19 protein-coding genes are annotated in these 19,269 nt (G+C 52.6%); 14 read left to right on the top strand and 5 right to left on the bottom strand.

Features of this window, described 5'->3' with window-relative positions:
* Window positions 1-322 precede the first annotated feature (322 nt).
* From BBD41_RS09370 to BBD41_RS09340, 6 genes are all read left to right on the top strand, one after another.
* Window positions 323-1,801, top strand: coding sequence for a DEAD/DEAH box helicase (locus tag BBD41_RS09370; protein ID WP_237087042.1), 1,479 nt, complete (start codon window positions 323-325; stop codon window positions 1,799-1,801).
* Between the two features lie 920 nt (window positions 1,802-2,721).
* On the top strand, window positions 2,722-3,159 hold the full coding sequence (locus tag BBD41_RS09365) for an NUDIX hydrolase (protein WP_099477389.1): 438 nt from the start codon (window positions 2,722-2,724) through the stop codon (window positions 3,157-3,159).
* 548 nt (window positions 3,160-3,707) lie between these two features.
* Window positions 3,708-4,382 (top strand): uracil-DNA glycosylase, encoded by a 675-nt coding sequence (locus BBD41_RS09355; protein ID WP_099477388.1) that lies wholly within the window; start codon window positions 3,708-3,710, stop codon window positions 4,380-4,382.
* 49 nt (window positions 4,383-4,431) lie between these two features.
* Entirely contained in the window at window positions 4,432-4,980 is a 549-nt protein-coding gene (locus BBD41_RS09350) for a delta-aminolevulinic acid dehydratase (protein ID WP_099477387.1), read from the top strand.
* 161 nt (window positions 4,981-5,141) lie between these two features.
* Window positions 5,142-5,702 carry a sugar O-acetyltransferase gene (locus tag BBD41_RS09345; RefSeq protein ID WP_099477386.1) on the top strand — a complete coding sequence of 187 codons (561 nt, stop codon included), beginning with the start codon at window positions 5,142-5,144 and terminating at the stop codon, window positions 5,700-5,702.
* Window positions 5,703-5,890: 188 nt separating this feature from the next.
* The gene (locus BBD41_RS09340) at window positions 5,891-6,547 is read left to right on the top strand and encodes a hypothetical protein (RefSeq protein ID WP_157929282.1); all 657 of its coding nucleotides are present in this window, start codon (window positions 5,891-5,893) and stop codon (window positions 6,545-6,547) included.
* Between the two features lie 23 nt (window positions 6,548-6,570).
* Here the strand turns inward: BBD41_RS09340 and BBD41_RS09335 are convergent, their stop codons facing one another.
* From BBD41_RS09335 to BBD41_RS09325, 3 genes are all read right to left on the bottom strand, one after another.
* Entirely contained in the window at window positions 6,571-6,843 is a 273-nt protein-coding gene (locus tag BBD41_RS09335) for a hypothetical protein (RefSeq protein ID WP_099477384.1), read from the bottom strand.
* Window positions 6,844-6,991: 148 nt separating this feature from the next.
* Window positions 6,992-7,822, bottom strand: coding sequence for a WYL domain-containing protein (locus BBD41_RS09330; RefSeq protein ID WP_077569557.1), 831 nt, complete (start codon window positions 7,820-7,822; stop codon window positions 6,992-6,994).
* Window positions 7,809-9,116: a WYL domain-containing protein gene (locus tag BBD41_RS09325; protein WP_099477383.1), complete on the bottom strand. Its 1,308-nt coding sequence runs from the start codon at window positions 9,114-9,116 to the stop codon at window positions 7,809-7,811. The genes BBD41_RS09330 and BBD41_RS09325 overlap by 14 nt, the downstream gene beginning before the upstream one ends.
* A gap of 723 nt (window positions 9,117-9,839) precedes the next feature.
* Here BBD41_RS09325 and BBD41_RS09320 point away from each other — a divergent pair.
* The 3 genes from BBD41_RS09320 to BBD41_RS09310 are packed head-to-tail and all read left to right on the top strand — an operon-like array spanning window position 9,840 to window position 13,519.
* Window positions 9,840-10,658 carry a nucleotidyltransferase domain-containing protein gene (locus BBD41_RS09320; protein ID WP_099477382.1) on the top strand — a complete coding sequence of 273 codons (819 nt, stop codon included), beginning with the start codon at window positions 9,840-9,842 and terminating at the stop codon, window positions 10,656-10,658.
* Complete coding sequence (locus tag BBD41_RS09315; RefSeq protein ID WP_099477381.1) at window positions 10,642-12,237, top strand: limonene hydroxylase; 1,596 nt, start codon at window positions 10,642-10,644, stop codon at window positions 12,235-12,237. Before BBD41_RS09320 ends, BBD41_RS09315 begins: the two co-directional genes overlap by 17 nt.
* Before the next feature lie 55 nt (window positions 12,238-12,292).
* A complete protein-coding gene (locus BBD41_RS09310) occupies window positions 12,293-13,519 on the top strand; it encodes an RtcB family protein (RefSeq protein ID WP_099477380.1) in 1,227 nt (408 codons plus the stop codon).
* A gap of 364 nt (window positions 13,520-13,883) precedes the next feature.
* On the opposite strand, the gene BBD41_RS09305 is transcribed toward BBD41_RS09310, so the two are convergent.
* On the bottom strand, window positions 13,884-14,615 hold the full coding sequence (locus tag BBD41_RS09305; RefSeq protein ID WP_099477379.1) for a class I SAM-dependent methyltransferase: 732 nt from the start codon (window positions 14,613-14,615) through the stop codon (window positions 13,884-13,886).
* Window positions 14,616-14,854: 239 nt separating this feature from the next.
* Between BBD41_RS09305 and BBD41_RS09300 the strand changes: the two genes are divergently transcribed.
* Window positions 14,855-15,100: a PepSY domain-containing protein gene (locus BBD41_RS09300; RefSeq protein ID WP_099477378.1), complete on the top strand. Its 246-nt coding sequence runs from the start codon at window positions 14,855-14,857 to the stop codon at window positions 15,098-15,100.
* Between the two features lie 106 nt (window positions 15,101-15,206).
* Here the strand turns inward: BBD41_RS09300 and BBD41_RS09295 are convergent, their stop codons facing one another.
* A complete protein-coding gene (locus BBD41_RS09295) occupies window positions 15,207-16,436 on the bottom strand; it encodes an MFS transporter (protein ID WP_099477377.1) in 1,230 nt (409 codons plus the stop codon).
* Between the two features lie 316 nt (window positions 16,437-16,752).
* On the opposite strand from BBD41_RS09295, the gene BBD41_RS09290 reads away from it, so the two are divergent.
* The 4 genes from BBD41_RS09290 (at window position 16,753) to BBD41_RS09275 (ending at window position 19,253) form a co-directional block, all read left to right on the top strand.
* Window positions 16,753-16,941, top strand: coding sequence for a hypothetical protein (locus tag BBD41_RS09290; protein ID WP_099477376.1), 189 nt, complete (start codon window positions 16,753-16,755; stop codon window positions 16,939-16,941).
* 363 nt (window positions 16,942-17,304) lie between these two features.
* A complete protein-coding gene (locus tag BBD41_RS09285) occupies window positions 17,305-17,910 on the top strand; it encodes a DUF2087 domain-containing protein (RefSeq protein WP_077569550.1) in 606 nt (201 codons plus the stop codon).
* 245 nt (window positions 17,911-18,155) lie between these two features.
* Window positions 18,156-18,419 carry a B-box zinc finger protein gene (locus BBD41_RS09280; RefSeq protein ID WP_077569549.1) on the top strand — a complete coding sequence of 88 codons (264 nt, stop codon included), beginning with the start codon at window positions 18,156-18,158 and terminating at the stop codon, window positions 18,417-18,419.
* Between the two features lie 45 nt (window positions 18,420-18,464).
* Window positions 18,465-19,253, top strand: coding sequence for a prolipoprotein diacylglyceryl transferase (locus tag BBD41_RS09275; protein WP_099477375.1), 789 nt, complete (start codon window positions 18,465-18,467; stop codon window positions 19,251-19,253).
* The last annotated feature ends 16 nt before the right edge of the window (window positions 19,254-19,269 follow it).

Here is a 19,269-nt window from a genome sequence, read left to right as displayed (position 1 = left end):
TTGCTGCCGGTATTCAAAGGCATCCTTGATTTGAAGGGCATTATCGGAAAGGCCAAGGCCTTGGGTTACAAGTGGGTCGTTGTTGAGCAGACCGCTCAAGATCGATGGCTATGAAAGTGTCAAGATTTCGCTTGACCATGTAAAAGCAATGCTGGAGGATCATTAAGGTTAGGTAAAAGCTATATCAACAATTCGGGGAATCGCCAACAGCATAGCCGGACTTCAAGAGGCGGAGATAAATTCCGCTTCTTTTTTTATGCCGATCTGTGGTATCGTTATGTGTTAGACTTAAATTTCAGGTATTCACCATAAAGGAGATCCCATGACATTTCAAGATTTAAATATATCCCCGATCATTCTCAAGGCGCTGGCCAAGGAGAATTACAAGACGCCGACGCCTATTCAGGCTCAGGCCATCCCGGCTGTGTTAGCCGGCAGAGATTTGCTGGGCTGTGCCCAAACCGGGACAGGGAAGACCGCTGCTTTTTCGGTACCGATGATCCAGCTGTTAAACGAACACCCTCCTAAACCAGGTATGGGACGCCGCATTCGCGCGCTGGTGTTGTCGCCGACTCGCGAGCTTGCCCTGCAAATTTCGGATAATGTCAAAGCTTATAGCCAGTTTACGAAGCTGCGTTCGACCGCAATTGTTGGTGGCGTTTCGCAAAAAACGCAGGAGCGGGCCCTTCAGCAAGGAGCGGACATTCTCATCGCCACCCCGGGCAGGCTTATCGATCTCATAAATCAGAGGCACGTCGATCTGCAGCATGTGGAGATTTTGGTGCTGGATGAAGCTGACCGTATGCTGGATATGGGCTTTATACATGACGTGAAGCGGATCATCGCCAAAATGCCGAGCAAAAAACAAACGCTCTTCTTCTCGGCAACGATGCCTTCAGAAATCACCCAGCTGGTCAAAACACTACTGCATAATCCCGTGAAAGTAGAGATTACCCCGGTTTCCTCTACGGCCGAGCGTATCGTGCAATCCGTGTACCTGCTGGAAACGGGGAGTAAGCAGAAGCAATTGAACGAGCTGCTGAAGGATCCATCGATTGCCTCCGCATTGGTCTTTACCCGTACGAAGCGCGGAGCTGACCGGGTTGCGCGCGGTCTGAACAAGGTGAATATTACGGCTCAGGCCATTCACGGCGACAAATCGCAAACCAGCCGTCAGAACGCACTTAATAATTTCAAAAGCGGTGAGACGCGGGTATTGGTGGCAACGGATATCGCCGCGCGAGGCATTGATATCGACGAGCTGTCACATGTCATTAACTTCAACCTCCCGAATATCCCCGAAACGTATGTTCACCGGATTGGCCGAACAGGGCGCGCGGGGCTGAGTGGAACGGCAATTTCGTTCTGTGAAGTGGACGAGGTACCTTTGCTCCGGGATATTGAGAAGTTAATCGGAAAGTCCATTCCGGAAGTGAAGGATCATGCCTATCCGATGTCCGGCTCATTAAGAGCCGCCAAGGTAGACCAATCCCCGAAATCGGGCTCGGCCAAGCCCGGCCAAGCTAAGTCGGCAGCAGTCAGACCTGCTAAACCGAAAGCCGATACCACTCGCAAGCCAAAGACCGACAAGGCTCGTAAACCGAAATCAGACGCGGCTCGCGATTCAAGCGCGAATTCGCCACGTAAGCCGAAAGCGGAAGCCGTTAATAATCCGTATTTAGAGATGGCACGTAAACTGAAGTCGGAAGCTGCTCTGAACCCTAAGGATGGCCAAGCCCGTAAGCGCAAGTCCGATTCAAAAAGGGAAGCAAGACGGGCAGATCCTCGTATGAAGAAATAACGTATGAGGGATGATTTTATAGGCGACAGCCACCCGGGCATACTCCAAACTACGCATCGTGCGCACGATGTATACGGGCATTCTGGCATTTCTGACAATCCCCCTAATAGAAAGCACCCTGTCTCACTTGTTGGGACTGACCCCCGTTTGTGAGACAGGGATCCAAACGCCTTGCAAGTTTAAGCAGCCAGTCGCCGTAAATTAATCGGTGACTGGTTATTTAGTTTCGTTTGAATGGGCGACTAACGAGGATGCATCTAACAATTTTGGAACAATAGCAATATTCCAGCGTATATACAGGAAATGATGCGGGATGTAGTGGGAAAGGCAATGAGCAAGGACAAACGGTCGTACTGGGGATTAGGCTATGGGCTTTTCATACGCGTCATTTTGGGTTGGATTATGGATAATTTTATATCTGGCATTTCGATCGGGATCGTGTTCGGATATCATTATCGAACAATTTCATGTAGTTTCCCACCTTCGACAATCCAATTCGTAGTTCCCGCTACAAATGAATTGGCTTCATTGTCATAAGTTATTTATTTCATCCCTTCGGCTCCGATTCGTTATATTTGGAATAAGTAGAAATCCAATTCCGGACTTATTATAGTAGATTCTGGAAAGTTGATACAATGTATTTCTTTTATGAAAGATTAGTAATCTTTTGATTAGCTGACGAACTTACATAAGGTCCTTTACCGGGAAGCTTGCTTGAAAAAATGCCTCGAAAGCTTTTTGCATATTGCGAATGATAAAAGTCGGCCTGGGCTGCCCCCTGCAAACCGATTTGGAACATGGACCAGCAAGTCTAAACGCAAATTTATAGCTGCCGTGCAGACGTGAATTCTCCAATGTCTGCTTCCGTTCCACTAACAGGAAAATCATGTTAAAGTTATGAAGAAGAGGAGGGCGATTCGATGTTCATCGTCAACGTGGAAGGTGCCGTATGCAGGGACGGGCAATGGCTCCTGATTACTCGCAGCATGAAGGAGGAGCATGCCGGGGGAACTCTCTCGCTTGTAGGAGGCAAAGTCGATGCCGAAGGGCATTCGCAGGAGATTCTTGAGCGAACGGTAAGGCGCGAATTGTTCGAAGAGGTCGGAATCCGGGTTAAAGATGAGGCTGCGTTCGTATACAGCTCTTCCTTTGTAACTGATGATGGCAGTCATGTCATTAACGTGGTTTTCATGTGTGAATACGATGAAGGAACGGCTTATTGCAAAAGTCCGGACGAGGTCGAAGCGGTCCATTGGCTGGATTACGAGGCGATTATGAATCACCCGCAAGCGCCGCCTTGGACGAAAGAGAGCATTAGGAGAGCAGCGTTGATAAAGGAGAACAGCTGTTCATTGTGAAAGTTCGTTAACGAATGATAGAGTATGCCTGGCAAAGGGGGTCATCCTTTGGCGGTGCTTCAGGATATGCGTGAGCCGGGGACATGGGTTGAATTCATCTTCATATCCCGTATACCTGGTGAAGATGAGGGGTGTCGGCTTCAGTTCAAATTTTGCAAGGCGGGGCAGCTTGTATATGACCTGGAGTTTGGCTGGACCAATATAACGATCAGGAACTATATCAAGGTTACTTCACACTTTCCCGTTGAACCCCTGCACAGCATGCCTTCGAAAGGATTGTTCATGTCGTTCGAAAAACATCTATATCAGCTGGACTGGGAGGAGACAGGATCAGAAGGTTGCTACAGGTTAAGATTTTTAGGATCGGACCAGGATTTTACGCTAGCCGTCCATGAGGAGTCCGTAAGAAGCTTTGGCATGGCATTCAGTAAGGAATGGGAACATGCACCTTCAACTGTTCTATAAAGCGCATACGACATTTTCAAAAATGGATAATTTAGGACAAGCCCCTTACCCAACATCCATTGTTTTAACCGAGGTGATACACAGTGGCGATTCTGAGAAATGACTGGGCCGACTATTTGGCACCGGAGTTTGAGAAGCCGTACTATATGAAACTGCGCAAATTTCTTGCGGAAGAGTATAGGACGAGACGGATTTATCCGGATATGTACGATATTTTTAACGCATTGCATTATACGTCGTTTGCCGATACGAAGGTGGTCATTCTGGGGCAGGACCCTTATCACGGGCCGGGGCAGGCCCATGGGCTGAGCTTCTCGGTCAAACCGGGCGTGACGCCGCCGCCGTCGCTGCAGAACATTTTTCAGGAGCTGCACGATGATCTGAACTGCGATATTCCGAACAACGGTTATCTTGTTCCTTGGGCCAAGCAAGGAGTGCTGCTGCTGAACACGGTGCTGACGGTTCGAGCCCGCACGCCCAATTCGCACAAGGAGATGGGATGGGAGACCTTCACGGATCAGGTGATCCAGACGCTGAATCGGAAGGAGGAGCCGGTCGTCTTCCTGCTGTGGGGGAGCCATGCCCAGCGGAAGGCGGAGCTGATTACGAACCCGAAACATCATCTGATCCGGTCACCGCATCCGAGCCCGTATTCGGCAATGCGCGGTTTTTTCGGAAGCCGTCCGTTCTCCCGGGCTAACCGCTTCTTGCGTGAGGCGAGTCTGCCGGAGATCGATTGGCAGATTCCCAATATATAAGGGCTCTGCGCTCCAAAATATCGTTAGGTTAACAGGAGGAATGGAGAAAATGAGTAAGCCTGTCATGCAGGTCGCGCTGGTATGCGGACCGGATAGTGATATGGAGGCCCAGGCCGTGCGAGCGGCATTGGAGTGTTTCGGGGTACGTGTCTTTACCTACTGGATCGGCAGGCCGAATGACCTGATCGACGTCTTGTCCGGCGATGATTTATATGAAGGCACCGATATGATTCTGCTGAGCTTTCACGGGGATGAAGGCCGTCTAATCATGCCGGAGCTCGGTGATGACGTGTATGAGCCGAACGAACCGAGAGGCGATTTCGGGCCGGACGAGATCCGGCGATTTGCGAGGCTGGACGGAAAGACGGTGATCGCGAATGGCTGCACGCTGGGAGATCCGGCGCTGGCCGAAGCGTTCCTTGCCCGGGGCTGTAAAATGTTCATCGGACCGGATGACTATCCGGACGGCAACGATGCGCTGATGTTTGTGCTGCGGCTGTTCTATGAGATCATTCAGCAGGGCCGGGATGTGAAGGAAGCTTTCAAGATGACCGTACCTATGAGCAGCGAGCTGTCCATGTACCGTTTGTATGAATGAAACGATGCATGTAGTAAGACAGATAGACTATAGAAAATGCTAATTGCCATCTCCTAGCTGTTCCGCAGGAAAGTCCTTGGAGATCCGCCGTACAACCGTAATACATAAGAAAGTCGCCGGTGATGGTAGTACATGATATGAGAGAGGATTGGGAGTACCACATGAAAACAGAAAAGCAAAAAATGCTCGATGGAGAGCTATACAAGGCTTGGGACCCTGAATTGGTGCGTGAGCAGGCCTATGCCAGACGGATGACGCGCATGTATAACCAAACCACCGAAGCCGACGAGGAACTGCGGGTGCGGATTCTTAAAGAGCTGCTGGGATCGACCGGGAATAACCTGAAGATGGAGCCGAGCATCCGATTTGATTATGGCTACAACATTCATGTCGGTGAAAATTTTTTCGCCAACTTTGACTGCACCATTCTGGATGTATGCGAGGTACGGATTGGCGATAACTGTATGTTCGGACCTGGCGTTCACATCTACACGGCTACGCATCCGGTGGATCCGTATGAACGGATCAAGGGACCGGAATACGGGAAGCCGGTTATGATCGGCAACAATGTATGGGTTGGCGGACGCGCCGTCATTAATCCGGGTGTTACGATTGGCAATAATGTGGTTATCGCATCAGGAGCCGTGGTGACCAAAGATGTTCCGGACAACATGATTGTCGGCGGCAATCCTGCGAAGGTGATTAAAGAAATTCACATATAAAAGAGACGAATATAGAATCAGCAGCCGATCAGATTTGCCTCTGTGTTGTCACTTCTCGGTGAAATAAGTGGGGAGGGATGATGTTGCCTGTGAAAAGGAAGCTGGGTTTCGTCCTATTGATGATCTTTTCGCTGTTTATGATCCACCCGGCTGAGGCGGCCGTAGATCCCGTCGAGGATATTCGGGAAATGGTGACCCCGGAGTTTATGACTTACACATCAGGCTCTTTACGTCCGGTTAAAGATGATTATGGAATCACCGACACAGAGGATGTCCAGCTTGGTGAAGGGCACCCTTACTACATCGTCTCATCCGAATTTCTTAAGTCTTCGAGTGCGGATGGGGAGCACACAAGCGATGATATTTTTGAACACGGCGGGTATTTATTTGTTATGGAGGAGAACGGCAAACCGGTAGGGAACGTAGACGTTACCAAAGAAAATGGGGCTTGGAGCGTCTTTAAGCTTTCGAGTGGAACCGGCCCGGTTGAGGCAATTATCGATGCCCGCCAACAATCCGCAGCCGCTCCGGATACCAAGCTGATCTACGATCAAGCCCTTGGTCTGTTGGGGATTAGTCAAAACGAGAAGTATGTACAAACAGCAGGTGAACCTAAGCTGAGCAGTGCACAGGAAATCGACATCCAATCGCTTGGAAATCAATTGATTCAGCACTATCAAGAAAGTCGGAAGCTCCCTCCTGGTTCAGCGGGGGGAAGACTGTTTCCATCTGATTCTACGAATGTACATGGGAAATATTATACCGTGGGAGCTGTTATATTTGCCGGATTCGCCATCATCGGAGCCGCAATCATGCTGCTTAGGAAAAGAAGATCCAAACTTTAAAATAGGAGAGCAATGGATTGGTGTTACTGAACAATATCATTGAAAAAGCTTCGAATGTCCTCCAGCTCCTGAGTTTCCAGCACCACTTCCTTATCGTTTGTTACGATGATCGCAGGAAATCGGTCGAGGCCGATTGTGTCCGCGATCTCTTGGTTTGTCGGGGTCTCGAGATCATACACCTGTATGCCTTGAATTACTTTCAGGAGCTCATCGCTGGAGTTCATGAATTCAAGGAGCTTCATGTCGAGGCCCGAGTAGGTTTCATAGACTAAGTGGATTTTATATTGATCTTTCAATCGGATGATAGAAAATCCAGCACATCCTGCTTGCTGGTCCCTGAGCAGCCAATGGCCATAACCAACAACAGCATCGCGAAAATCTTACCCAATACATTAACGAAACATCTTATGCTCCTCATGCATTCACCTCACTTACACAATTTCCCTATCCCTTCGGCACTTTTTCCTTACTGGCCGGGACGATGCCGTACCGTTCCAGCGCCTTCGTGGATGACTCCAGCATCCGCCGCCGCAAATAGGCTCCCTCCCGGATGCGCACCCGCCGGCCGAGAAAGCGCAGCTTGGATAGCAGATATTCCTGCTCGTCACCGGGCACCGATAGACGGACACTGTAGGTATCCTGTTCCTCGTCGTACGTTACCTCCTTATCGAAGCAGGAGAGGGCGTACAGAATTCGGGACAGTTCCCCGTTATACCGGGGGACGACGTCAATGACGGCTTCCGTCCGCCTTGCATCAAGCAGTCGTGGAAGCCTCTCAAGGATACGGTCCGCATCGGATTCGGCGATCGGCTCCTCGGACACCGACAGGATGCTGTACAGCCGGGTGCGGAGCAGCGAGCGGTTCTTCCGGTGATACCAGAGCAGGTACCACTCCTGCTTGACCATGGAGAACTCCAGCTTATATGGCAGTCCGGGCTGGTCCGCATGGGTACGCCCGCCCTTGATCGCGTAGGAGATGTTGATCGCGCGCTTGCGCATGATCGCTCGGCGCAATGGCCGCAGCAGCGGGTGGACGACCGGTTTGCCGGCGGCCTTCGCTTTTTCCAGCAGATGCTCCGGGGTTTCCATTCCCGCATCGGGTTCCAGGATCGCCCGCAGCTTCTCCAGCGTGGCAGGGGAGAAGGCATCCGCTGCAGCCGGATGGTCCAGCATCGTTTTCAGCCAGCTTCGCTCCTGCGAGGTCACCATGAACGTACCCGAGTCTTCGAGACGGGATAGGATCTGGTAGTTGAATATTTTTTCAAACGGATTCATAGGCGGCCTGGATCTCCTTCCATTCGTCGATCATTTCCTGGCGGAGCGTCAGCGGCTCCAGAATTTCGCAGGCAGAGCCGAAGCTCCGCAGCCAAGGCTTGATTTCGGTTGTTCCGTTCACGGTAATTTCGTATATGAAGGAGACTTCGTCTTCTTCGATGATCTCCCCCCATTGTCCTTGCAGCAGTACGCGTTCCTTCACGAAGCTCGGCCCGGAGACCCCGGGGTGGAAAAATCGGGCCCGAACCTCCACCGGACGGCCGGTATCGATCAGCCAGCTGTGCCGGATGCGTTCCTCCAGCTCCTGCATTTTTGCCTCGAACCAAGCCTCGTCAACCGCCGCGTCCTCCTCAATTTGAGTCATGCCCTCCATCCGGTATTTGCGAATGCCTTCCCGGCCGTTGGCGAGCAGATACCATCTGCCGTACTGATGGTCGTAAACGACCTTCAACGGAAGCACCTTCTCCCATCTGCCCTTGGACTCTCGCTCAAACAACGGGTTTGTATTTTTCGACGCATAGCTGAGCTCGGTTTTCGGCGAAAAGTACAGAAAGCGTACCTTGAGCCGGTTGCGGATCGCCTTAAGGAGGGTGAACAGATGCGCTTCGTCTAAGATGCGGGAATGATAGTGATACTTGTATAAAAAGGTTTCGGTAAACGGCATCGCTTCACTTCGCTGCAGCTGCTTTTTAAGCCCGTCGCGGAGCAGATAGCCCGGCACGGACGGGACCTGCGTATTCGCCATGATATCAACGAAGTCGTAGAGGTCCAGGAGCTCCTCTTCGGACAGCTCATGGACGAGCTCGCTGCGGATCCGGTACCGGTAAGGCCGGGGACCGGGCTCCCTGCAAATGACGCCGACCTCCTCCAGATATTTCAGATCGGAGCGGACCGTTTTTTCATCTGGGTAGGGAGCTCCATCCGGGGTTCCGCCGCAGCAGGCGTCCAGCAGCTCCGAGACGGTTAAGGCCTCATCGCGCATGGCGCTGAGAAGCAGAGAAATCCGGAGTCCTTCGGATTCCTTGACCGACTTGGCGCGGAACAGGAACAGCAGCACCGGATCGGCCGATTCATAATAGCTGAACCGGAGGGCATCAGCCAGCTCGGCGCCCTGCTCCATGGGCAGCTGCTGGTGCACGGTGCTGACGATGTCCTTTAGCTTTCGGATGGTTTTATCAAAGGTATGTACGGAAATGCCGAGCCGGTCGGCGAACTGCTGCCGGCTGTAAGCGCCGCTCGTCAATGCAAGCATGCGCAGAAACTGGATCTCCTTATCAAAGCTTTCCTTGGCCATGGTCAACCTCCGTTCGTTAAGCAGGCTATCTGTCTATTGTATCAGGGGTTGAAATGCAGTGAAACGGAAAACTTTAATCCCGGATTTGCCGCTTCGTAATACTTTTGCCATGTTCAACGTCCCGGGAATGCGCGAAGATAGAGGCAACAGAAGCACCGTGCACCGAAAAGGGACCTGCGGAGCGCGAGCGAGCGCGGCCGAGGCAAACAAGTCCCCAAAAGGGACTTGTGGAGCGAGATGTACTACGTGAGTTACTCTCAAACCTGCTTCAACGGAGCAGGCGGAATCAGGTCGGAAAAGCGTTAGCGTTCTCCTTTGTCCTCTAATTTTAACGACAGTGAAGATCAATCCAAAAAATTAGAGGACAACAGAGATTGGAGACATGATCCGCAAGCGGAGTGTTGACAGACGAACAGAGGTACTGATCCGCATGCGGAGTGCAGACGGACGAACAGGGGTACTGATCCGTAAGCGGAGTGCTGACAGACGAACAGAGGTACTGATCCGCATGCGGAGTGCAGACAGACGAACAGGGGTACTGATCCGCAAGCGGAGTGCTGACAGACGAACAGAGGTACTTATCCGCATGCAGAGTGTTGACAGACGAACAGAGGTAGTGATCCGCATGCGGAGTGCTGACAAACGGTGCTGATCCACAGATCCGGCCTGCTGCATCCGGAGCGATTGGGCCGCTCCAATAGAACGTCAAAGGGGGAATTCAACATGTCGCAGATCAAGCAATCGATCCTCGAAGAACTGAAGCGCATTGAACGGGAGGAGGGCATCCGGATTCTATATGCGTGCGAGTCGGGCAGCCGGGCGTGGGGCTTTCCTTCCCGGGACAGCGATTATGACGTGCGTTTTCTATATATCCGGCCGGTGGAGTGGTACTTATCCATATTCGACAAGCGGGACGTGATTGAACGACCGATCAGCGATCAGCTGGACATCAACGGGTGGGATTTGAAAAAAGCGCTCCGCCTCTTCCGCAAATCAAACCCGCCGCTGCTCGAATGGCTGCAGTCGCCTATCCTGTATGTGGAACGCTGCTCGGCGGCCTCGCGGATCCGGGAGCTCGCGTCGCAGATGTTCTCGCCTAGAGCGTGCATGCATCATTACTTGCATATGGCCAGGGGAAATTACCGGACCTATCTCCAGGGCGATACCGTCAAGATCAAAAAATATTTCTACGTGCTTCGTCCGATCCTGGCTTGCGAGTGGATCGAGAAGCATGGCGAGATGCCGCCTATGGAGTTCCAGCAGCTGGCGGGTGCACTAATACCCGAAGGGAGCGGGCTGAAGACGGCCGTTCAAGAGCTGCTCGCCCGCAAAATCGCCGGGGATGAAATGAAAGATGAGCCGAAGATTAACGTAATCAACGAATATGTTGAGACCCAATTAGCCGTATACGAACGGATCGCGAAGGACATGCGAACGGCCGAAGGGGAAGATGGCGGCATGGACGCGAAGCTTGACCATCTGTTCCGGTCGGTAGTATATGAAGTATGGGAGAAGGATGAGTGGGATGGTTATTTTGTTTAATCAAGCGAAACGGATGCCTTGGGAAGGGAAGACCTCTATATACGACTATATTCGACGGCAGGGGGAGACGGTGGATGGCACCCTGCCGGATGATGAGGAATTCTGGGCAGGAAGCCGAATGCGCTGGGTGGCCGGAGGATTGGACGGCGCGCTTGGGCATCATGCGTCACCAGCTGGAGCTTCCGAGGAGGTCCGGGAGCTGATCCGCCTGCTGGTGAAGCTGACGAGAAAGCCTGGGACGCTGAAGCGCAAGGCTGTATACGAACAGCTGATGAAGCTGGATATCGGCGGCAGCATTGATGCCCTGTTGGAGGAGATCCGGCAAGCTCCCGGCATCGAGCCGGAGGCGCTGTTTTACGAAGCGAAATGGTTTGCGGAATGCGGGACGCACCGAAATGTCGTCAAATTCGGCATGGCCGTGCTCGGGTTGTTCCGAAACGAAGCGGCGAAGGACCTGCTCCTGACCTTGGGAAGACATGAAGAATTTACACTGTATGCCGCCGTAGCGATCATGAACGGGATGGAAAACAGCAATGACGTGTTGTTTGAATTGGCCCAGACGGTCCATGGCTGGGGAAAAATCCATACAGTCGAACGGCTGCAGCCGGATACACCGGAAATTCGGGCGTGGCTGCTGCGTTATGGCTGCCCTAACAGCATCATGGATGAATACCTGGCTTGCATTTGCGCACGGAACGGCGAGCTTCATGGAGCGCTCTCGGCAAGCAGCGTCGATGACGAGCTGTTTGAAGGCGCGACCGATATCATTCAGGCGCTGCTCCATGGCGGACCCGCCGAGGATATCGACGATTACGAGTTCGCTGCGCATGCCGTAACGGACTACGTACGACTCGCTGAGGAGCAGGGGCGGACGGCGAAGCATTTGACGGTCATTCTGAAGCTTCGTGAATATCTGGACGCTTCGGATGAAGGCTGGGTGCAGCGGTTAACCGCGGGATGGACCGAGGAGCGGAGACAAGCTGCTGCCGACGCTTGCGAGCGCATCCTATCGAAACCGATGTGGCAAGAAGTTGTCATGGAAGCGGTCAAGACCGGAAGTCCCGCGGAGCAATGGTACGGGGTGTCCGCTGCCCGCAGGCTGGGCGTTGATATCTGGCAGGAGCTATTTGCTCAGCTTACGGCGAACCCGCTGCTCGATTCGCACTATTTGGAGCTGATGAAATCGAATGATTCCATGCGAATCCGGGAGCTTGTCGATTTCGCCGAGCAGCGACTGCCGCTCGCGGAAATTGCCTCGGGCCCTGGCGAGGAGATGGGGTTCGGCGAGGAATTTGCGGCACACCGATGCCTTAGCAGCATCCTTCAGAACCTGGACCGTCATGAAGGGATCGGCCTTGAGCTGATCGCGGCCGGCCTAAACAGCCCTGTGGTGAATAACCGGCATATGGCGCTTACTGCGCTTGAGGCATGGAAGGCAGCTTCTTGGAAAAAACGGCTGGCCGAAGTGCTGGTTCATGTGTTGGCGGTAGACCCGGATGAATCGGTCCGGGAACGCATCCGCTCCCTTTTGGCCAAGAACGGAATTTCAAACGAACAGGCAGCGCAGGGAGAAACGTAAGTAAGTTGTTAGCACAGAAGGATTTCATTTTTTAAGATACTGGAGTGAACGGAAAATGGGATATCAAAACATCGACGGTGTTCGGGTGTGGGGAAAGCCGGATGAAAGCGCGGTGGCCCAAGCGCGCAGATGCGCTGAAACCGGCAATGTCATCCGGACCTTGCTAATGGCCGACCATCATAAAGGGTACAGTCAGCCGATCGGAGGCGTCGTTGTATACGACGGCCAGATCTCACCCTCCGGCGTAGGCTACGATATTGCCTGCGGGAACAAGGCGGTACGGACGAACCTGCATGCGAAGGACATCAAGCCGGTGCTGGGTCGCATAATGGACGACATCGCGCGCAGCATTTCCTTCGGAATCGGGCGCGTCAACAACACGCGGGTCGATCATGAGCTGTTTGATGATCCGGATTGGGACGTGTACCGCTCGATCGGGAAGCAGGAGCACGATAAGCTGCTGGTGCTGGCCCGAAGCCAGTTAGGCACGGTCGGCAGCGGCAATCATTTCGTCGATCTGTTTGAGGAGCAGGAGACGGGACGGCTGTGGGTCGCCAATCATTTCGGCAGCCGGGGCTTTGGCCATAAAACGGCGAGCGGCTTCCTCAATTTAAGCGCCGGACGCGATTTTCTGGCAAATGCCCCGGGGGAATCGATGGACCAACCGCCGGTGCTGTTCGACCTGGACAGCGAGCTTGGCGATATGTATTATCGGGCGATGAAGCTTGCGGGCCGTTACGCCTATGCCGGACGGGATTACGTCATCGGGCAGGTGCTGTCGATACTCGGGGCTGAAGCCGACTTCGAGGTGCATAATCATCATAATTATGCTTGGAAGGAGACGCATGAGGGGAGAGAAGCCATTGTCGTGCGGAAAGGAGCCACGCCGTCGGCGCCGGGGCAGACCGGGTTTATCGGCGGCAGCATGGGTGATATATCCGTGATCGTTCGGGGCAGGGATTCGGAGGAAAACCGGGACGCTTGCTTCAGCACCGTACATGGGGCAGGACGCATCATGAGCCGGACGCAGGCGGCCGGCCGAATGAACTGGAAGACCCGGACCCGCAGCGGCGGCCAAATCTCGACAGCACAAATGCTTGCGGCCGTTAAGGAATTTGGCGTGGAGCTGCGCGGCGCCGGTACTGACGAGAGCCCGTTTGTGTACCGCAAGCTCCAGGACGTTCTGGATGCGCACGCCGGGACGATTGAGGTACTGCATGTGCTGAAGCCGATCGGCGTCTGCATGGCGGGTGCGAATGAATTCGATCCGTACAAGGATTAACGCGTATACTGGCATCATCGGACTTACATTGATTACATTGGATTACATTGCTTTGCATTATCTTTGCATTGCTTTACTTTGCTTTGGATTACATTGCATAATATTGCATTGTATCGTATTGCTTGTATCGTATTGCTTGTATCGCATTTCATTGTATCGTATTGTATTGCATTGATATGAATTAAAATGAAATGAATGAATTGAGTTGAATTATAACGGCCGTTTCCTGGAATATCACCAAGAAAACGGCCGTTACTATTTCACGGATTGTCATAGGACGAACGAAGTCCTGAGTCGTTCATTGGAACGCATTTTGATTGAACACTACTGCCAGGCTTTTCGTGGTCATCAACGCAATGAAGCCCTACCCCTTCTTAACCCCCTCCAAGAACAAAAACAGCGGAATCCGCCGCCGGCGTTCATACGTCTCTTCGGTCAGGAAGTGCTCGCGAACCGGCTTCGATTCGCGAAGGGACGCCACGCGAAAGCCTGCTTCCGTAAGTGCCGTAAAATAATCCTCCACCGTGCGATGATATTTATGGACCGTCCCCCCAAGCCACTGCTGCTCCCGGTACCCCTCGATGAAGTAGTTATCCACGACCCAATTCGTTCGCATCCCGGACGGCTGAAGAGTAGAGGTAATGACCGGATGCTCGACGGAGAAGATGAATCTTCCACCGGGCCTAAGTGTCTGATGAATGCCTCGAAAGAGGCCCGCGATATCCTGAAGATAATGAATGGCGAGTCTGGAGATAACCACATCATAGGCATCCGGAGGATACGCATAGTCCTCCATCCTCATATGCTGAACGGTCCCGTTGTTAAGGCCGGTTAGATTGCTCTCCGAAGCCTCCGCCATTTTGCGGGAACCCTCGATTCCCATATAAGCTGCACAACCTTTTTTCAACAATTCCACGCCAAATCCGGCATCCCCGCACCCCAAATCCAGGATATGACGATCCGAACAATCCCCCAGCAGCTCCATAATGACGGGCTTCTCTAAGGTATCGTTAGCATTCTCTTGCCATTGCCGGCGCTGCATATACTTCTCGAAATTCGCGTCGTTGTCATAAAAATCAGTTCCGTTATCGCGCATCAGGTACCTCCCCTTAATAATGCCCTAAATCCTGCCAACGTGTACTTTATCATATAAGCGAAGCTGGAAGCTATGGAAACAGAGAGAGGTACGATTCATAGTGCTAATTTACCGTGCCGTGCTGCAAGGGATCCTCAAGGAAAAATGAACTGACAGCCGATGCATGAGCGGCGCACCAACACCCATTACTTTTCATATGGTACAGGAGCGGATCTTATGATGAAGGGAGTTATTGATTGATGTATGGAAACTACTACCATGCTCCAGGACCTACGACCAGGCAGAGAATTTCAATGCAGCAAGCCCAAGAAATTGCACTGGCCCGTGTTCCGGGTCAAATTGTGCATGTCGATATGGAGCTGGAGCACGGCGTGTTGGTATATGAAATATTTATCCTGACATCCGGGAACCGGCTGTTCGAAGTCGAGGTCCTCGCGAAATCGGGGAGAATCTTGAAGATTGAGGAAGAAGACGACGAAGATTAAGCGCGTATCTGGTTATACAACAACAAAGAACCGAGTGAGACGCGGCAAATCCATCGTTTCGCTCGGTTTTTTTGCAGGAGGGGTAGTTTCCTTGGCTTCACGGCAATCAGACATCGCGAGATGACCTTGAGCCATGACGAAGTAGCGGGAGAATCATCACGAAACCGGCGAGAAAACACACGCCAGCTAATCCATATACTGCAGTTAACGACATCGCTTGCTTCAACAGGCCTGAGCATCCCATTGCGATCAGCATCGCCCCGGTCATGAGCGGCGTACGGATGCCGGTGACCCTGCCGATGTAGGCTTGTTCCGTCTGCTGCATGACCAAGGCGTTGTTCCCGATAAAAATAGCCGGTTGAAGCAGCGCGATGAGGAATTGCGAGAGCATCGTCGCCCAGAGGACCGAGGACAGACCCAGCATAAGAATGCCAGCGCCGTTCACAATCAAGCCCGTCATAAGCAAGCGTCCGGGAGCGATTCGGGATGCGAGCATAAAGGTTACGATCCCGCCCGTAATTTCGCCTATTCCGTAAGGTATGGTGATCCACTGCAAATGCTGGGCGGACAAGCCTAAGCGTTCGGTTACGAGAAACACGCCAAGCGGGGAGATCACTCCCACACCAAGACCTACAACCGTGAAGCAGAGGCTTAGCCGCAGCAGGTCTTTTCTGATCCAAACATACCGAATGCCTTCGGCCATATCGTGAAGAATGGAAGGGGCTGCCGTTGCTGTGTCCCTGAATACCGTCTGGTCTCGATCTTTGGGTACTAGCAGCAAGGCCTGCGCAGACAGCACGAACATTCCGCTCGTAAGCAAGAGGGCAACCGACATCCCCCATTGCTGATATACCCACGTACCCAGAATCGGGCCGATGATCATGAAGAGAGAAAACAGCGTCTGCAGCAGCGACATTCCAATCGACGCATCCTCCTCCCGCACATGGGTTTTGAACAGCTTCATGCCGGAGGGCTGGGCGAACTGCGACAGGATGGAAGAGCATAAGGTTGCGAAGAATACAGCACTCCATGAGCCGGATTCCAGCATTAGAAAGACAACTATGACGGAGCAAGCGCTGAGGATCTCACACCAGACGATGGTTGCTTTGGGACGCCAACGGTCTGCGAATACACCTCCAATGAATGAAAATAGAAAAATCGGTCCATATTCCGCGACGGAAATCATGGAGATGGCAAAGGCATCCCCGTCCGTCATGTTCATGACATACAGCAGAACCGCGAAATTCCGGATCCATATGCCGAGCTGGGAGCATACATTCGATATCAAGATTGCACGGACAAAGCCGTTTTGAAGCATACGGATCGAGCTTGGCATGGTATTATTCCTCCTTACAGAATCATTGCTGGAACCTATATTGCGGTCTCCTGTAAGGTAAGAGTCAATGGTCAATCATTATTCCTGAGGCAGGTGAGGCTCGAACCTCAATGCGATGTATGTAAAAAAGGTTTTAGAGGCGTTTATTCCCTATATTTTGAAGTAGGGCGGTCTATATAATGGAGTTGAACATGCATACCGGCTTGTATTCCCAAGATGACGCTTCGTATAACCGGGTGGAATCGCAGCAGAGGAAGCTGCTCGTGTACAGGTTCGAAAGAACAATAGAGAGATATGCATAAAGGAGATATGAAACATGGCTAAAACGAAACGGGGCCGTGCCCTGTGGAACACGCCTTCCCGGGGCCGCAGCACATGTCCGGTATGCAGCACGAAGCGCATCAAGCTGCTCTATACCGCGAACAAATCGGACGGCACGGCGCTGAAGGTATGCAAGCGATGCCAGAACGCCGACCCGGCCAGGGTGGACGCTGCCGTAATCTAGAAGTTTGAAGACAGGCTCTTAGCTAGCGGTTAGAGTCGCCTTTTGAAGAGGCAATCGTTGAAAAGGCCGCCCTGAAAAGACTAACTTGAAAAGCCCGCTCCTTATTTTAGAAGGAATCGGGCTTTTTCATTTGTTCGGTTCATAAGCAGTTATGGGGAGGGGGCAAACTGTTAGATGAAGATTTTGGCTGATGTTGAGGCAACCTGCTTTCTCATAAATGAGTCGCACTGGACTGCAGGTTTGTTACATATTTCCTAAAAATTTCGTATGAGATTTACTTTTCCGCACTATTCGTTTAATATTTAATTAGATGAATATTAAATTAGATGGTGATTAAACGGACCGATTGGAGGGACCCGGACAATGCAACTGGACAAGGTGGTCAATTATCATAAAGCGCTTGCGGATCCAACGCGTATTAAAATTCTCATCCTGCTCGCCGAAGGGGAATTGAACGGTCAGGTCCTGGCGGAGAAGATCGGCGTTACGCCGGCAACGATTACGCATCATGCCGCCAAGCTGCGGGAAGCGAGCCTCATTAAAGAGCGCCGGGACAAGAATACGATTTATTTTTCACTCAATCATTATTTCATTAAGAACAGCGCGTCGGCAACGGAGAATCTGATCTATCAGCGCGTGAGCCCGGAGCGCACAGCCGAACGCAACCTGGATGCGGATCAGCAGCTGCGGGAATCGGTGATTAAGAACTTCTTCACGCAAGACGGGAGGCTGAAGAGCATTCCGGCCCAGCTGAAGAAGAAGCTTATCGTGCTGACGCATATCGTATCCATGCTGGAAAATGGACGAAAGTACAGCGAGAAGGAGATCAACGAGTTCATTTCCGGATTCCATGAGGACTTTGCGACGATCCGCCGGGAATTCATCATGCACCACTTCATGTACCGGGACAATGGCGCGTACGAGCTGAACCCGAGGGAGATGTGGGCCCGGTGGGAGGACTTAAAGTGATTTAAAGTAAAACAGCGTCGCAGCCTGCAGCACCATAGCATTCCATGCAGGGAATCCGTTGTGATATAAGACAAATGAAGAATGGATGGCAAGCCCCCGGACCCTTTCGTATGCTGGTCCGGGGGCTTGCTTTCCTTATGCCCGTCGGCATTCAAGGCAGCTCCAGATATCGAACCGTAGCCAACCGGCCCGGGAGAGGGTACAATAAGGAAATACAAGGATAGAATTCCAAGTGAGGTGAAAGGATGGACGTTTACCGCTGCATGAACCATCCGGAAGCGCCGGCCATCGGTCAATGCAGGCGCTGCGGGAAACCGATATGTAACGATTGCTATAACCTGGACAACGGCTGCTGCCGCTACCGCTGCGGCGAAATCGGCTACGCTCCGCATACGCCGCACCGGCCCAAGAGCGCGTTTTGGAGCGTCATTGTGTCCCTGCTTGCCATTCTCGGCGGATTGGCGGTGCTGCTGCTCGCGATTTGCGGCGCCATGCTGTTTTCCTATTAGAGCCATGAATTATATGTTTAAGTTTGTAAATCAAGGAGTGGGCAGATGGAATTTCCCGTTTATATATACCTAGGTTCCTGGCGGATTCATCCGCATGTGCTGTTTGAAGCACTCGCCTACTTTATTGGCTTTCGCGTCTATTTGTGGACCCGGCGGCCCAGCGGCATGACCAAGCTGATGAGCCTGCAGATTTTGGCTGGAACGATCGCGGGCGCGGCCATAGGCTCCAAGCTGCTGTTTTGGCTGGAGGATCCGGCCGCCACTTGGGAGCAGCTGAGCCAGTTCCATTTGCTGTGGGGCGGGAAAACGATTGTGGGAGGTCTCTTAGGGGGCCTGATCGGGGTGGAGCTGACGAAGCGCTGGGTGGGCTGGAAGCATTCCACCGGGGATGATTTCGTATACCCGCTTATCCTGGGCATGGGGCTGGGCCGGGTCGGCTGCTTTCTGACCGGTCTCGACGACCATACGTACGGCACGGCGACGTCCTGGGTGACGGGCGTGGATTTCGGCGATGGCGTCCTTCGCCATCCGACTCAGCTGTACGAGATTGTTTTCCTGATCATCCTGGCACTGCTGCTCATCCCGCTGTACCGCCAGAGCCGCAGCCACTCCCCCGGTGAAGGTTATGTATCGGGCCGGATGTTCCAATGGTTCATGGCCGGGTACCTGCTGTTCCGTTTAGGGATCGAATGGATCAAGCCGACGCCGCACCCCTACCTGGGGCTGAACAATATCCAGCTGGCCTGCATTGCCGGCCTGATTTACTACGCCTGGCTCATCGGCGGCAAGAGCAAGCTTCGCCGGTCGATCCCGGAGTCCCATCTTCCAAGCTGATCAAGATAAAGGAGCG

Source organism: Paenibacillus ihbetae (assembly GCF_002741055.1).
Lineage (GTDB): Bacteria > Bacillota > Bacilli > Paenibacillales > Paenibacillaceae > Paenibacillus_AQ > Paenibacillus_AQ ihbetae.
Note: the sequence above shows the minus strand (reverse complement) of the source record. Positions and strands in the feature narration are given on the sequence as shown.